General features: G+C 53.1%; 8 protein-coding genes. 1 reads left to right on the top strand and 7 read right to left on the bottom strand.

The features are described from left to right. Positions 1 to 837: 837 nt before the first annotated feature. The 6 genes from NYE69_RS32215 to NYE69_RS32240 all read right to left on the bottom strand — a co-directional run bounded on the left by NYE69_RS32215 (position 838) and on the right by NYE69_RS32240 (position 10614). Complete coding sequence (locus NYE69_RS32215) at positions 838 to 3504, bottom strand: U32 family peptidase (RefSeq protein WP_340930113.1); 2667 nt, start codon at positions 3502 to 3504, stop codon at positions 838 to 840. A gap of 595 nt (positions 3505 to 4099) precedes the next feature. Beyond that, a complete protein-coding gene (locus NYE69_RS32220; protein WP_340930115.1) occupies positions 4100 to 4762 on the bottom strand; it encodes a deoxynucleoside kinase in 663 nt (220 codons plus the stop codon). A gap of 3 nt (positions 4763 to 4765) precedes the next feature. After that, a complete protein-coding gene (locus NYE69_RS32225) occupies positions 4766 to 5386 on the bottom strand; it encodes a deoxynucleoside kinase (protein WP_340930117.1) in 621 nt (206 codons plus the stop codon). A 131-nt stretch (positions 5387 to 5517) separates the two neighbouring features. Continuing rightward, positions 5518 to 8328 (bottom strand): DUF5704 domain-containing protein, encoded by a 2811-nt coding sequence (locus NYE69_RS32230; RefSeq protein ID WP_340930119.1) that lies wholly within the window; start codon positions 8326 to 8328, stop codon positions 5518 to 5520. A gap of 520 nt (positions 8329 to 8848) precedes the next feature. Continuing rightward, the gene (locus NYE69_RS32235; RefSeq protein WP_340930120.1) at positions 8849 to 10093 is read right to left on the bottom strand and encodes an S-layer homology domain-containing protein; all 1245 of its coding nucleotides are present in this window, start codon (positions 10091 to 10093) and stop codon (positions 8849 to 8851) included. Between the two features lie 311 nt (positions 10094 to 10404). Further along, positions 10405 to 10614, bottom strand: coding sequence for a hypothetical protein (locus NYE69_RS32240; RefSeq protein WP_036619413.1), 210 nt, complete (start codon positions 10612 to 10614; stop codon positions 10405 to 10407). Positions 10615 to 10928: 314 nt separating this feature from the next. Here NYE69_RS32240 and NYE69_RS32245 point away from each other — a divergent pair, with 314 nt between their 5' ends. Next, positions 10929 to 12566 (top strand): nitrite/sulfite reductase, encoded by a 1638-nt coding sequence (locus NYE69_RS32245; RefSeq protein WP_340930123.1) that lies wholly within the window; start codon positions 10929 to 10931, stop codon positions 12564 to 12566. A 529-nt stretch (positions 12567 to 13095) separates the two neighbouring features. On the opposite strand, the gene uvrA is transcribed toward NYE69_RS32245, so the two are convergent. Beyond that, on the bottom strand, positions 13096 to 15975 hold the full coding sequence (gene uvrA, locus NYE69_RS32250; RefSeq protein ID WP_340930125.1) for an excinuclease ABC subunit UvrA: 2880 nt from the start codon (positions 15973 to 15975) through the stop codon (positions 13096 to 13098). Positions 15976 to 16577 lie beyond the last annotated feature (602 nt).

Consider the following 16577-nt stretch of genomic DNA (forward strand, 5'->3'; position numbering starts at 1 on the left):
TTGCCTTGGAGCCGATAAAGTTGGTTCCAAGGATCAAATTCTTAAAGGTGCGATTCAGGCAGGCGCTTTCGGGAGGTACGGGATTCTGGCCGGCAGGGGCAACCGGGGACGCTAGCCGCGTCTTCGGGAGACGCCTTCGGCTGTGGGCTTCCGTGTGCTGCTTCCGGGCAGCGCTTTTGGGAGGGGCAGGCTTCTAGTCGACGGCGGCAACCGCGAACGCTAGTCGCGTCTTCGGGAGACGCCTTCGGCTGCGGGCTTCCGATTGCTGCTTGCAGGCAGCGCTTCAAGGAGGGGCAGGCTTCTAGTCGACGGCGGTAACCGGCCCCCTAGCCGAGCTTCCAGGCGGTGCCTCTGGCTCGGCTTCCGGATGCTGCTTCGGGCAGCGCTTTTAGGAGGGGCAGGCTTCTAGTCGACAGCGGCAACCGGCCCCCCAGACGAGCTTCCAGGCGGTGCCTCCGGCTGCGGCTTCTGGGTACGGCTTCTGGGTACGGCTTCTGGCCAGAGGTGGTAAGCGTGCCGGATCGAGCGATGGTGCTGTGCGCAAATAAAGGACTTTTTAGGCGTTATTGAAGCGCTTTCTTCCTTCACCGAGAAAATAGCAGTAAATTATGGCCTTACTTCTCCCGGCGCTCTGGATATCTGCCGTCTTTACCGCCTTCCCCGCAAAATAACGCCAAAAAATGCCTCTATCCCACTAGATTCCAGGGATCTAGCGAAAATAACGCCTTTTTGTTCCGTTATTTTCTGCGATGCGATAATTTCTCTGCATGACGAAAAATTTTGTGCGTACAAAAAGGGAGCCTAAGCAGTTAGAACTGCTGTAGACTCCCTCCGTATTTACTTCACAAGTTGTCCGCGGGTAACGCCGAGCTGGTTGGTAGCTTTTAGCGTTTTCCAGACTTGGGTACCGCTGATTTCACCGCGCAGGGCGCGGTTGTACAGGTCGATGACCTTGTGCACCTGATCCGGGGTTTCCTCTAGGAATTCAACCCGGTAGCGCGGTACGCCAAGCTCAAGGAAATGGTTCAAATACTCCGCGCCGGACTGTTCGATCGCGTTGTACACCGTGTTGCGGCAGCCTTCATCGACCCGGACCGGGTGGGACATGCCGATGCGGTCCTGCAGCGATGCCCGGTGCTGCTCGCACGGACGGCCGCAGTTGGTGTAGTCGGTACCTTCGCTTAGGAAGGTGCAGTACACGCAATGCTCTGTGTGGAACATCGGCAAATGCTGATGGATGACGACTTCCATGTCGGCCGCCCTACTGACCCGCAGCAGGTCGACCATCTGCTGGATGTTCAAATCATAGGACGGCGTGACGATATCGCAGCCGGCCTCCAGGAACAGCTCGGCCGTTTTGTGGTTGGCGATGTTCAGCGAAAAATCGCCGATCAGCCGCGGGTGCACGGCCGACGGATTCTCCATCCGGTGGCGCAGGTAAAAGTACAGCGCCCCGGTGTTGCGCACCAGCACCGCGTCGGGCTGAAGGCGCAGGATGTTGTTGTGGTAGCCGTTTTCGCCCGGCATATGGATACGCGGCGTGGCCAGCGCAATTTGCTTACCGGCGGCATGAACGGCTTCGACCGCTGCCGGGAACTGCTTGATAAACTCGAAGTCGGCGTAGACAAAGGAGACGCCGGCTTCGAGCGCAGCCTGCACCTGCGGCAGGCTGCGGCACAGCGCGGTGAGCTGCGCTTCACCGTGCGTATGCGGCGCGCGGCGCGGGCCGGCACCGGCCAGGCCGCCCGCGGCGCCGCCCTGCGCAGCAGCGTCGGCTCCGCCGGACGCTGCGCGCGCGCTTCCGGCGCTGCCAAGCAGCGCGCCGGGTACGGCCCCCGGCCCCCCGCCGTGCGCGGGGGCCGCCACGGACGCCCCGCCCGCGGCAAGCGGGGCGTCCCCCGCCGCCGCCCGCGTCCACACGGGCGGCTTCGGCCGCTCGGCGGCGAGCAGCTCCACCGCGCGCCGGCGGATGCCGTTCAGCTCTCGAATCGGCAGGATGACGTCGCCATGCAGCTCCGCATCCAGCTTCTCGAGCTGAAACACCGTGCCGCCGAGACGCCCGAACTGCTCTTCGAGCAGCGCTGCGTCCATCGGCCGTTTTTGCGCGACCTCGAGCTCCAGCTCCGAGTCGACGCGCACCATCATGCCCTTCTGCACATCCGTCCAGAAGGTGGTCAGCAGCCCGCCGGGATGCCCGACGGCCCGCACATGCACCGGAAACACGCGGTACGGCTTGTCCGTCTCAAACGTTTGGCGCAGCCGTTTGTCGAGCGCCGGATCGCTCGTTTTCCAGATGCGGTCGCCGACATGCAGCCGGCGCAAATCCACGTCATTCCGGCCCGGCACGATGTCCACGATCCAGCCCTCGCCGGCCTCGCCCTCGTGCTTCACGCCTTTGCGGCGCAGGTCGTAAACGCGTCCGCCTTCTTCTTTTTTCGTCGGATCCCCGGCATCAAACACGATCCCGTCGCCGCGCTTGAGCGGTGCTTCCAGCTTGCAGACAACGCCGTCGCGCAGCACCTTTTCGACCCTGCCCAGGTATACGCCCCGGCTTTTCGGGAACGTCCCGTCAACCAGCTTTTTATTGTTCGTCCCTTCCAGGAACCCGTGCGTAAAGCCGCGCGAAAAACTCTGCTGCAGCTCGCGGATCTCCTCCTTGGAAGGCTTCGTATCATCCCCGTCAAAATAGCGGTCAATCGCCTTGCGGTATTTGCTTACTACGTTCGCCACGTACTCCGGACTTTTCAGCCGCCCTTCGATTTTAAACGAGGTCACGCCCGCCTCGATCAGCTCCGGCATAATGTCGATCGCCGCCAAATCCTTCGGCGACAGCAGATAGGCCACATCGCCCATCGGTTTCTTTTCCCCGTCGACCATGAGGTCGTATGGCAGCCGGCACGCCTGCGCGCATTCGCCGCGGTTGGCCGAGCGCCCGCCCCACATTTCCGAGGTCAGGCACTGACCGGAATACGACACGCACAGCGCCCCGTGCACAAACACCTCCATCGGCAGCTTGGCCTGCTCCCCAATCACCTTGATCTGCTTCAGGTTGTTTTCCCGTCCCAAAACGACCCGCTCCATGTTCCACGGCTTGACGAACTCCACCGCCTCCGGCGAAGTAATCGTCATCTGCGTCGATCCGTGAATCGGAAAATCCGGCGATATTTCGCGGATCAGCTTCACCAGCCCCAGGTCCTGCACGATCACCGCGTCCACGCCGCTTTCGATGCACGCCTCCACCAGTTCCCGCGCCTCTTTCAACTCATCCTCGAACACGAGAATGTTAAACGTCAGAAACCCTTTGACCCCATAGCTGTGCAAAAACGCCATGATCTCCGGCAGCTCGTCCATCCGAAAATTGTTCGCCCGCGCCCGGGCATTAAACTTCTCGACGCCGAAAAAAATCGCATCCGCCCCGTTCGCCACCGCCGCCCGCATGCAGTCCCAGTCACCCGCCGGCGCCAGCAGCTCTACATCCTGCCTCGTCAATCCTGCCTTGCTCATGTATATCCTCCTAAAACCGGCTTAAGCCGGCACAAAGTCTTAAATCTATATCCATACCTAATAAAAGTTCAAAATTTAATCATCCGTCAACCTATATATTCTAGCAGACATTGCCGACGTACTCTAGCTTTTCCATCCATTCACAAGGAAAAAAGCACTTATTTGATTTCGGGGACCTTCAGGCGTTTTGAAATTAATTTCACCGTCCTGCTGACGCTAACGCTTAATCAGAGCGGAAAGCCTTTTCCTGGATTTGGCAGCGCTTTGCGAATCAATTCCGGCAGTTGTTGCAAAATGTACAGTTAGTTATCCGGAAAAGCTGCCACAGCGCTTGATGAAGTGCAATTCCTGCAATTACCTTGTTTTCTTTTAAAGGAAAGGTAATGAAACGGGAATGTAAGTGCATGAAATGCAATTGAAACGAATGACAGGGCATCTTGATATAAAATTAGGTGTATGATTTGCAATATCATTATAGTAAAGCTAATCACATATTCAGTTATAATCCCCATTATCCTCCACCCTCGAAAAAGGGCCTTGCCCCTCAGCCAAAAAACCCCCGCTCCCGATAACGGGATACGGAGGTTTTACCATGCTATTTGTTTCGCCGCGCCCGCGACGCTTGAATGATCTCCGCCGCCTGGCGGATGATCTCGTCCAGCGAGGCCTCATCCGTGGCATCGTATTCGTCGATGTTCAGCCGCAGCACCGGGCACGCGTCAAACTCCTCGATCCATTTGGCATATCGCTCATACATCTGCTCCCAATAGGATACGTCGGTCTGGATTTCCATTTCCCGGCCTCGCAGCCGGATCCGCTTCAAAATCGAGGACAAATTGCCTTCCAAGTAGATCAGCACATCCGGGTGCGGAAAATACGGCGTCATCACCATCGCCTCAAACAGGCTGCTGTACGTTTCGTAATCGGTTTTGGACATCGTGCCCTGGTCGGCATGCATTTTGGCAAAAATACCGGTGTCCTCGTAAATCGAACGGTCCTGTACAAATCCGCCGCCCGCTTCGAAAATCGCTTTTTGCTCCTTAAAACGTTCGGCCAAAAAATAAATTTGCAGATGAAAGCTCCATCTTTCAAAATCGTGATAAAACTTCTCCAGATAGGGGTTCTGATCAACCTTCTCCATCGAAGTGCGGAAGCCGAGCCGGGCCGCAAGGGCGGTGGTCAGCGTGGACTTACCGACGCCTACGGTGCCCGCGACCGTGATCAAAGCGTCTTGGGGAATGTGAAAATCATGGCTCATCGTTTATATGCGCTCCTTTATCTCGGCAACAATTTGTTCAAAATGCTCCGGATGCTCGACAAAATCCATCGCATTGCCGTCCACCGTGATGACAACCGTTTCAGGTTCATTCGCTTTAATGCGGGCCATCGCCTCATCGTAATCCTCGATTAACCGCTCCAGATAACCGGGATTGATGTCCTGCTCAAAGCTCCGGCCGCGTTTTTTGATTCTTTGCTGCAGGGTCGCCAGATCCGCCCGGATATACACGATCAGGTTAGGCCTTGGCAAATCGTCGGTCAGCAGATGATAAATCTGCCGGTATTTGTCAAGCTGGCCCCCTTTCAGCGTGCGCTGGGCAAAAATCAAATTTTTATAAATATGATAATCGGACACAACCGGCCGGCGGCGGGACACAAACTTCAGCGCCGTATCCTCCAGTTGCTTGTACCGGTTGCACAAAAAGAACATCTCCAGTTGAAAGCTCCAATCCCCGCTGTTCTGGTAAAACTTGTCCAGGAACGGATTTTCCTCCACAATCTCCTTCAGGAGCGGAAAATCAAACCGCTCAGCGAGCATCGCCGCCAGCGTTGTCTTGCCGGCCCCAATCGCGCCTTCCACTGCAATAAACGGACTTGGTTTCATAACTCTAGGGTCCTCCCGCAACTCACTTGCTCGTTAATAGACTAGAACATTGTAGCATAGAACTTGCAAATCCGTGAGCAAAAAAGAACTCCTTCCCCAAAAACCGGAGAAAGGAGTCTTCCCAAACTTTTCTAATGCGTAACCATGGAACGAAAATCGCCCCGGCTCGATTGGTCCGCGTGATAGAACACGACGTCCCCGTCCAGCAGCGCAAAGGTCCGTCCGTACGGATCGTCCGCGCTGCGCTTAAACCCTTCCAGCCCGAACCACTGGTTCATTAGCGGGGCATCGATATACTGAAGGTGGGGCTTGTCCGTGTTCCCATCCCGCACCGTCTTGATGTTAAAGTTCACGACGATGTATCCATCCTTCAAAAATATCGGCGACTTATCCGTCAGCCCGCCGTGCGTCCGCCCGTATTCGGCCACATTCGTACCCGCCGCCACCGCGTACAGGTCGGACGGCAAGCTGTATTCCCCGTACCATTTTTGCACCGCGGCATTGGCCCGGGCCGGATCGACGCTGGGCGGCAGATCGGTTTTGGGTCCGATCAGCGTCCGCACGCCTTCCGGCAGCCGCAGCAGGCTGAAACTGCCCGCGGCCGTCCGCTGCTTCGCCGTTTTACGGATAAAGTTCTGCACGAACTGGCTTCGCCCGATCCCGACCACCTGATTAAACGTATAGTCGTGATCGTATTTGTATAGCGCCGTATCGGTCAACTCCTCGGCCGGCACATTCCGCAGCCGCTCGTTCAAAACGACATAACGCTGCACCTTGTCGGAAGGCGAGCCGATTTTAACGTAGCTTTTGCTGCCGGTATGGTAGTACAAATCGACGGGCGTCCGTGTGCCTTTTTTCGCATCGATAAAATAAAACGCCGGCGTAATTGCAATCTGATCCTTCGCCCCAAGCATATTCCCTTTCGTTTTGAGGTCAAACTTGAAATGGTAGCCCGTCTTGATCACAGCGTTATTGTACAGCGGATGGCTGCCCGGGCGGATCGGCAGTGTGTACCTGCTCGTGTTGCCGCGCGCCGCCCCGTCAATCCCGTTCAAGCCTACCCAATAAGACGCACCGGTCGGCGTTCGCCCGCCTTTTTCGGTCCGGAACACACTTTCCCAGTTATAGTCGGCAATGTCCGTCACGTGAAAATCGTACACGCGCCCGATCGCATCCACCGGCACGGTATCATAAGCGATATGATGCTTAAGATCCAGATTGGCATTGGTTTGATCCGTGGCCCCGGACGGCGCATTGTGCGCGATCGTGCGAAACTCGACATCGTAAAAGCCTTCATCCACCCACACCGGTAAGAAAAACGCAAACGACTCCTTACTTTTGTCCACTTCGATCCAGGTATTTTTCGGATAAAAAGCCGATTTCGTTCCGGCGTACACGTCAAACGGGAAACGCACCTGCTTGCTGCCTATGTATTTGAGGTAGTTCCGGTTCCCATAACCGAGATAATTCGCATGCTGTCCGCTGTTTGGCATTTCCACGGTAAAAGGCCGGTCAAGAATAATCGCGGAACGCCCCTGGGCTGGATTCGTTTTTTGATTGTGGGCCCGATCATCCGAAACGCTGGGATAGATGACAACCGGCGTATGTACCGTTACCGAATTGATCCCGTAGATTGGAAAGTCTTTATTGGCGTCCGCATCGGTACTCCCGTTCATGATTTCGTAGTAAATCCTCCCGCTGCTCGCTTGGTCCGCCTTGTTCGTTTTGCTAGTTGGTATAATATGGTCTGGGCTATATAGTACGTTGTCATTAACGATTTTCGCTTCCGGAATTTCACCCGGCATTTCAGTTTGTCCTTCTACCCAGCCGTCATTCATAATTGTTTGACCTGCAAATTCCAGTAAATCATTTCGGACATACAGCTTGGGCGCACGTTTACTGCCTTCTGCTTCCATTTCCCCCCGCTCGCGTGTATCGTTTTCAATATCCGGCCTTTTAGTTCCGCCATCGATGTCCTTATCCCTCAGTACAATGGTTTTAATCTGTGGCGGGGGTTGGATATGGGTAGAGTAAGCCGCTAATACAAAATCGGGCGGATCATATCCCGCTGGCAAAATCGAGATTCCACCACCCTCAAAGGCATAGTTCAAAAGCGTCGCCCTGACTATCTCATACATCTGAAATTCATCTACCGCCCAGTAAGCATAGGGCTTCGTAACCTTAACGTCATAAGTCAACGTTACAATTTCAGATCTGTGCTTATAGCCAACACCGAATACGTATTCTACCCAACGCAGATTAAAATCTCTTGTTACAGGCACGGTAAAGGTGCAAGTCCCTACCATTTTATTGTATTTGTAGTTATACAAATATTCTTTTGCTGTGACATTACCATACAAACTTTCCGAGGTTGGTATGCCATCCGCTACATCGAATCGTTCACTTCCCCGGCTGTCTGCTTTAATGACTGCGCTCGCGTTAGGGTTAAAATCCTCACCGGCCATAGATCGCTCAGGTGATGGATTCGTACATTTTACGCCTGGCGGCTCTTCCGGGTCTCCAGGACCCTCGGGATCCCCGCCAGTTCCGACCGTAATCGTGGCCGCTCCATACAGCCAGTACGGTCCTTTTTTCCATTGGGCGGTGATCGTGGCCGTTCCTTTGGACTTGGCGGTCACTTTCCCTGAACCATCTACAGTAGCCACCGCACTATTGTCAGACGTCCATACCGTTTCGGAAGCCGTTGTGACGTCATACCAATTGTCGTTCCAATCCGACATATTATATTCGAGTGTCGCTACCTGAGCTTTCATCTCCTTGGTCTGACCCACCGCCAGCGTGGCATTGTCCAGCACGCGCATTTTCTTTTTCTCGACCACGTACCCTTTGTAATTGACGAGCATCGGGATGTAGTATTCGGCCATAAACTTGTCCGCTCCGTCGTAGCGGGTGGAGTATTTGTATCTTAAACTGTATTCCAATGGATACCCCGTTGAAACTTTAATGGTTGCTTTAGTACTTCCTGATTGAAATAATGGTTTGGAGCCAACAGGTTCATAACTTAGTTCGGTTCTCCATTTCATATCCTCAATCGCTAAGTCCTTAACGTACGCCTTAGAGAACGTATTATTGAGCGAATCTGTCATTGAAGATGGAGCATAATTGGTCATATCCAGTCCAAAATCTGTACGTTTTTTTAATGGCTCAGCATTTGCCCCGCCGTTGTGAGTACCGGTTTCTACCCGAGTTCCGTTATCAAATGTAGCCGTCCAAATATCAGTATCGCTTTGAACCCAGACAACCTTCGGCCTAGCCACATCCTCTCCTTTTACTTCTACCTTTATAGTCTGCATCTGGGCCGGCCCATTTGGGGTAACTTCTATCTTTTCCACAGGGTAGCCATTTGAGAATGCGGCATAGGAATAGCTCGAAAAGGGGGCGATAGATAGAATTAACACCAAATAACTGGTGATCAACTTTTTCAAATCGCGCCACTCCCCATCATTTGTTACTTAGGACTGCAAATGAACCGTCATCTGTTGTTACTTGATCTCCGATTTTCTTAGAAGAATCTAAGAAAATCTGGACCCATAGGGTAATCCCGTTGCCATTGTTATGTTTTCGAAAAAACTCCATCGCATCCATATGCGGAAGAGTAAGATATCCATATTTCTGCATAACATTTTGATTTGTAACCCTGCTTCCCGCTACAATTCCATCACGTATACCATTCATATAGTGGTCAAGGCTAAAATCATTCGTCTCTGGGTTAATTGTAATTTGAATAAATGCTCTGTATACACCCCTCTCATCTACTCTACTGTTATAATCCGTCTCATCCACAAACAACGGCGCATAGATACTCTTAATATTTTTGAAATCTTCGGTATCGACCACGATATAATTGTGCAGCTTTAGGCTGCCGGCGTTATTTCGGAATGTGAGTGTTTTTTCCGCCACATCGTTTAAAGAGGTGTTGCCGGTTGTAAACGGGCTGATCGTCTCCAGATTGGTCCGTTCCGTGCCGACCTGGCGCAGTTCCTTGAGGCCAAGGAAGTCGTCGGCCTTTTGGCCGCCAACCTGTTCCAGATTCAGCAGGATCGTGGAAGCTTCCGCCCGGGTTGCGTTTTTGTCCAGGCCAAAGGAGCCGTCCGGGTAACCGCTCATTAATTTCGTTCCTAAAGCTACGGCGATGTAAGAGGACTTAGTTTGCGGTATGCCGGGATTAAAATATTCCTTTACCGGGATCACGGTGGTCTTCGTATCCTCCAACGCTTGTTTGTAATCCTCAGCGGCCGCCGCCAGCCCCGAGGTCATCCATTTTGACATTTCAAAGCGGGTAATCGGCGTATTGGGCTTAAATCCGTTCGGATAGTCGCCGGGCTGAACAAATCCGAGGGACACGGCGCGTTCCACCTCGGCTTCGCTCCAATGACCTGTCAGATCGGAAAACTCATGGCCGGAAGAAGCCGTTTCAGCGGTATCCCCTTTCGCCACACGCGCCAAAAGCGCGGCAAATTCGGCCCGGGTCACGGTCGCGTTCGGCTTAAAGGTTCCATCGGCGTAGCCTTTGAAGTAACCTTTGGCGACCGCCGAATCAATCGCCTTTTTCGCCCAGTGGTCGTATTTCACGTCCTTGAAAGTGATTGCTGCAGCATTCACCGTGCCGACGGCCGTATGGGACCCGAACGGAATAAAAGCGCTTATCAAAGCCCCGGCCAACAGAAATGACAGCCATTTTTTCATGGAATTGCCTCATCCTTCCTTCTATTGTTTTACACCAATCACATAAAATACCTTATTTCTAATTATTCGCCCCTTTTCCATCATCACCTCCCGTAACATCCCTATTTTGTGAAAATAACCCATTTAAGGTAATAAAAAAACACACCTCGATTATCGACGAACGATATCAAGGTGTGCTTCACCTGTTTCCATTATATTACACTTTGCGGATTCGTAAAGACTTTACGCTAAAAAAAATTCAAAGGCACCTCATCCCGTCCGGATTAAGATGCCCAACCATTTCACTGCATGAAGGGTTATGTACCGGAAGCTTAACCGAACCAGCCTTTGATCATAATGGCGTCGGACACCAAAAACACGAGCAGGCTGATAATCCCGAAGGCGATGGCGAACAGATTTTTCTTCGGACGTTCTTTGAACAAGCGGACCACGCCGATCAAAATGATCACGGTGAACAAAATCATAAAAATATCGAATCCGTTAAACGTCGTTGTCGTTTCTCCCGCTGCGGCGAGCAACATCGCGAAACCTCCTCTTGAAATCCACGAAATTACATATCTCCTTCTATGTTATCTTCCCGCCCCGCCGGATGCAAGAGGAAAGACAAAAAAACGTCAAAAAAATAACTCTAAAGGCATGGTTTTTTATCTCTTTTGCGCATTTGTTCATTGACATCCTCATTATTACCAGAACTTTGTTTTTCCATAAGGAAGTCTTATGTCCAAAAGCCCTTCTGTCGGTTTACGCTCCTTCATAACTATGGTACCATTATGTTGCTTATATCATAGTTATTCTGTCGGAATTATAGATTTGATCATACAAGGAGGGGTTAGGCATGGCATACGAGCCGATTTGGACAAAAGAACCGGAGAAATTAAACAAATTCGAATTCGTCAAGCTGGAAAAAGACGGCCTGGACGTCATCCGCACCATTATCGAGGAATACGCGGTCAAAGGGTATGACTCCATCCCGGCGGACGATATGGACCGTTTCAAATGGGCCGGCGTATATCAGCAAAAACCGAAGGACGGCCATTTCATGATGCGTGTGCGGATCAACACCGGGATTATGAACACCAAGCAAGCCCGGGCGTTAGCCGAAATTTCCAAATTATACGGACGCGGGCTCGTGGACGTCACGACCCGTCAGGCGATTCAATTCCACTGGCTGCGTGTGGAGAATTTGCCGGATATTTTTCGGCGGCTGGAAGAAGTCGGCCTTTATTCGTTTGAAGCCTGCGGCGACTGCCCGCGTACGATCGTCGGCAACCCGCTTGCCGGCATCGATAAAGATGAGCTGATCGACACGGCGGACATCGTGGAAGAAGTCAACCGCTTTTTCCTGCTGAACCGCGATTTCTCGAATCTTCCGCGTAAATACAAGATGTCCATCTCTGCCAACATTTATAACAACGCGCAGGCGGAGATCAACGACCTGGCCTTCGTTCCGGCCGTCAAAACGATCGGCGGCGAAGAGGTAATCGGTTTTCACGCGCTGGTTGGCGGCGGTCTTTCGGCCAAGCCCCATCTGGCGAAGCCCTTGGATATTTTCGTGAGACCGGAGGAAGTGCTGAAGGTGGCGGTCGGCGTAACGACGATTTTCCGGGATTACGGATACCGCGAGAAACGTCATCAGGCCCGCCTGAAATATCTGGTCGCCGATTGGGGCCCGGAAAAATTTAAAGACAAACTGATCGAATTGATCGGCGATATGCCTTCGCGCGGCGAAGACAAAACGGTAGGCTGGCAAGCCGCCTATTTCGACGGCGTCCATCCGCAAAAACAAAAGGGCTTAAACTACATCGGCCTAAACGTTCCCGTCGGCCGTTTCAATGCGGATGAACTCGTACAGCTGGCCGATGTGGCCGATCAATACGGGGAAGGAAAAATCCGCACCACGATGTCCCAGAACATTTTGCTGAGCGGCATTCCGGACGACAAGGTGGAGGAAGCGCTGAAAGCTCCCGTCCTGCAGCGGCTGACGCCGTTTCCTAAGCATTTTATGAGCCGCACCGTCTCCTGCACGGGCAACGAGTTCTGCAATCTCGCGATCGTGGAAACGAAACGCCGCGCCGCCGAGGTTGCCGAATATTTGGATCAGCACGTCGAATTGGACGAAAAAGTACGCATCCATTTCATCGGCTGCCCGAACGCCTGCGGACAAAAGCATATCGCCGACATCGGTCTGCAAGGCTCTTTGGTGAAAACGCCGGAAGGCATGGTCGACGCGTTCGACATCGCCGTGGGCGGCACTCTCGGCGGCGGGCCTAACGGACCCCAGGCGCAGTTTAACCAGGCTTTGAAAGGCCGCGTCAAAGGCGATCAGGTGGCCCAGGTGCTGGAGCAGCTCCTGCTGTTCTACAAAGAGCAACGCACCGCCGGGGAATCGTTCCACGGCTTTGTCCGCCGCGTTGGCATTCCCGCCTTCCAGGAGAAGCTTAGCGGCATTTTAGAGGCCGGGGTTGCTTCGTAAAAGAACGTGAGGCAGCCAGATATTGCATCGCAAAGGGCTGGTAATTGGTGCCAGCCCTTTGCTCATTTACTAGGCCCGTAGTGAATAAGTGCAAAACTTACAATTACTTTCGGAAATTTGGCTGAATCCTTTGTTTTAATTGCATAACCTGCATATAAAACAGAACTTAGTTTCGGCCAACCTCTATACCCTATATTTAATCGCACTTTTTACAACTGTTGCTCTCATCCGACTCAAACATGCCATCCCAAATGTAGGAAATGCATTTAATTTCGTCTTAACACTATATTTGTCGCCACACAAACTCAAGCTTCCTCTTGCCAAAAAGTCCACTCCCCCGTCATATGGAACACTACTTTAATCGGACAAAGAAAACAGCCTGCCCGCAATCACAAGGGACCGCCGCAGACTGTCTTAAACACTTTTTCTACAACTTTTTCTACAACTTTTTCTACAACTTCTTCTATACTTCTTCCTGCAATTCTTTACGGATTACTCTGCATTACTGCATTACGCCCTGCGGATAGTTTTAACCCACTTCCCGGCTCTCCACTTCCAGGTTTTCAAGCTCTTTGGTGCGTTTCGCGTCGCGTTCGAGAATCGGAGCCAGGTAGCGGCCGGTGTAAGAGTTTTCCTCCTTTACGACCTCTTCCGGCGTGCCTGTGGCGATGACCGTCCCGCCGCCGCTGCCTCCTTCCGGACCAAGGTCGATAAGGTAATCGGCCGTTTTGATGACGTCCAGGTTATGCTCGATGACCAGCACGGTGTCCCCGGAATCGACCAAACGATGCAGCACCTTGAGCAGCCGGTCGATATCGTGGACATGCAGCCCGGTAGTCGGTTCGTCCAGGATGTAGATCGTCTTGCCGGTACTGCGGCGGTACAGCTCCGAAGCCAGTTTCACGCGTTGGGCCTCCCCGCCGGACAACGTCGTTGCCGGCTGCCCCAGGTTGATGTAGCCCAGCCCGACGTCAAGCAGCGTTTGCAGCTTGCGGTGGATTTTCGGGATGTTTTGGAAAAATTCCGTGGCATCCTCCACCGTCATCTCCAGCACATCGGCAATGCTTTTGTTTTTGTATTTGACTTCCAGCGTCTCGCGGTTGTAGCGCTTGCCTTTGCACACTTCGCAAGGCACATACACGTCCGGCAGGAAGTGCATTTCGATCTTGATAATGCCATCGCCGCGGCAGGCTTCACAGCGCCCGCCTTTGATGTTGAAGCTGAAGCGCCCTTTCTTGTAGCCACGCACCTTCGCTTCGTTCGTTTGCGAGTACAGGTCGCGGATGTCGTCGAACACGCCGGTGTACGTGGCCGGGTTTGAACGCGGCGTCCGCCCGATCGGCGACTGGTCGATGTCCACGACCTTCTCGACGTGCTCCAGCCCTTTGATCTCCTTGTATTGGCCGGGCCGGACTCTCGCTCTGTTCAAGTCGCGGGCCAGCGTTTTTTTCAAGATTTCGTTCACCAGCGTCGATTTGCCCGAACCGGATACCCCGGTCACGGCCGTAAACACGCCGATCGGGAATTTGACGTTGATGTTCTTCAGATTGTTCTCCTTCGCTCCCTTGATCTCCAGCCAGCGACCGTCCGGTTTGCGCCGCTGCAAAGGCACCGGAATGAACTTTTTGCCGCTTAAATATTGGCCGGTCAGGGAACGCGGGTCGTTCATCACTTCCTGCGGCGTCCCTTGCGAAATTACCTGGCCGCCGTGAATGCCCGCCCCCGGTCCGATATCGATGATATAATCGGCCGCCAGCATGGTGTCTTCGTCATGCTCGACGACGATCAGCGTGTTGCCGATGTCGCGCATATGCGCCAGCGTGGAGATCAACCGGTCGTTATCCCGCTGGTGCAGACCGATGCTCGGTTCGTCCAAAATATACAGCACGCCCATCAGGCTTGAGCCGATTTGCGTTGCCAGCCGAATCCGCTGCGCTTCCCCGCCGGACAACGTCCCCGCCGCCCGGCTGAGCGTCAGGTAATCGAGCCCGACGTTTACGAGGAAACCGAGCCGGTTGTTGATTTCCTTCAGGATTAGGTGGGCGATTTGCTTTTCTTTTTCGCTGAGCTCCAGCCCGCCGAAAAACTCCATCGCCTCACCGATCGAGAGTGAAGTCGCATAAGCCATATTTTGCCCGTTGACCGTGACTGCGAGGCTTTCTTTTTTCAGACGATGGCCTTTGCAGGTACCGCACGGTTTCGTGCCCATAAACTCTTCAATGAACTCGCGGATGCCTTCCGAAGCGGTTTCCCGGTACCGGCGCTCCAGGTTCGGGATGATCCCTTCGAACGTTACCAAAGCTTCTTTGCTCATGCCGAAATCGTTTTGGTAGCGGAAGCGGATTTTCGTATCGCCCGTTCCGTACAGCAGCTTGTCCATTTGCTCCTTCGTCAGCTCGGACACCGGCACATCTTGCGGAATGCCGAAATGCTCGCAAACGGATTTCAAAAACTGCGGATAGTAATTCGATGTGCCTCCGGCCCACGCTTCAAACGCGCCGTCCTCGATCGTCTTCGACGGATCGGGAATAAGCAGATCGGGGTCGATGATCATTTTGACGCCAAGCCCGTCGCATTCCGGACAAGCGCCAAACGGGCTGTTGAACGAAAACATCCGCGGCGACAGCTCTTCGATGCTGAATCCGCAGATCGGGCAGGCAAAATTGGAGCTGAACCGCAGCTCTTCCTGGCCGATGATGTCGACCAAAATTTGCCCGCCGGACATTTTCAGCGCCGTTTCGATCGAGTCGGCCAACCGGCTGCGGACGTCCTCCTTAACCACGATCCGGTCGACGATGACTTCGATGGAGTGCTTTTTGTTTTTCTCCAGTTCGATGTTCTCCGACAAATCCCGTTGCTCGCCGTCAACCCGCACCCGAACAAAGCCTTGTTTGGCAATTTCGCTGAACAAGCTTTTATGCTCGCCTTTTTTCCCGGAAATGACGGGGGCCAGAATTTGCAATCTCGTGCGTTCAGGATATTGCATAATGCGGTCGACCATCTGCTCGACCGTCTGGGACGTAATCTCGATGCCGTGTTCCGGGCAGTGCGGATGCCCGACCCGGGCAAACAGCAGGCGGAGATAGTCATAGATTTCCGTCACCGTTCCGACGGTGGAACGGGGGTTGCGGCTCGTCGTCTTCTGGTCGATGGAAATTGCCGGAGACAAGCCCTCGATCGAGTCCACGTCCGGCTTCTCCATCTGTCCCAAAAACTGCCGGGCATACGCGGACAGCGACTCGACGTAACGGCGCTGCCCTTCAGCGTAAATCGTATCGAAGGCGAGCGAGGATTTGCCCGAACCGCTTAAGCCCGTCAACACCACAAATTTGTCGCGCGGGATCGTGATGCTGATATTTTTCAAATTGTGCGCTCTGGCGCCTTTGATGACTATATTCTCACTAGCCAACGGTTTCATCTCCCTTTATCAAGGTAGTTTAAAAATCAGCTTTTGATCACGAAGCAAGAACAGAGAAGCGGATTCGGCGTCGAATCTTGAATTCAGCCGGGCTTTCCGTTGCTCACGTACCCAGAACGTACGCTCCGCTACTCAATCCCTAGCTTCATCCAACCTTCTCGGTGCTGAAAACCTGATTTTTAAACATCCATCTAACTAAGGTAGTTTAAAAATCATCTTTTGATCACGAAGCAAGAATAGGGAAGCGGATTCGGCGTCGAATCTTGAATTCGGCTGGACCAAGCACGTGTTTCTGAGGCTGCTTTCCAAAAATAGCGGCACATTGTGCTCTTATTTTCCGGATTTGAACTTGTTCATCCCCATTAGCGGCATTTTTCGTCCTTATTGTTCAATGCCGGAACGAAAAGCCGTCCCATTTCCCGGCGGCTGGAGAAAATAGCGGCATTAAATGCCTTTATTTCACTCAACATGAGAGATATCGGCGAAATAGCGGCGTTTTTTGTCCTTATATTTTCGCCTGAGCATAAACGCGGATCGCCAAAACATACGCTTCGGTGCCGAAAAGCCGATTTTAAACAACATCTATATTAAAA

The sequence above is a fragment of the Paenibacillus sp. FSL R5-0527 genome, assembly GCF_038008055.1.
Taxonomy (GTDB): domain Bacteria; phylum Bacillota; class Bacilli; order Paenibacillales; family Paenibacillaceae; genus Fontibacillus; species Fontibacillus macerans.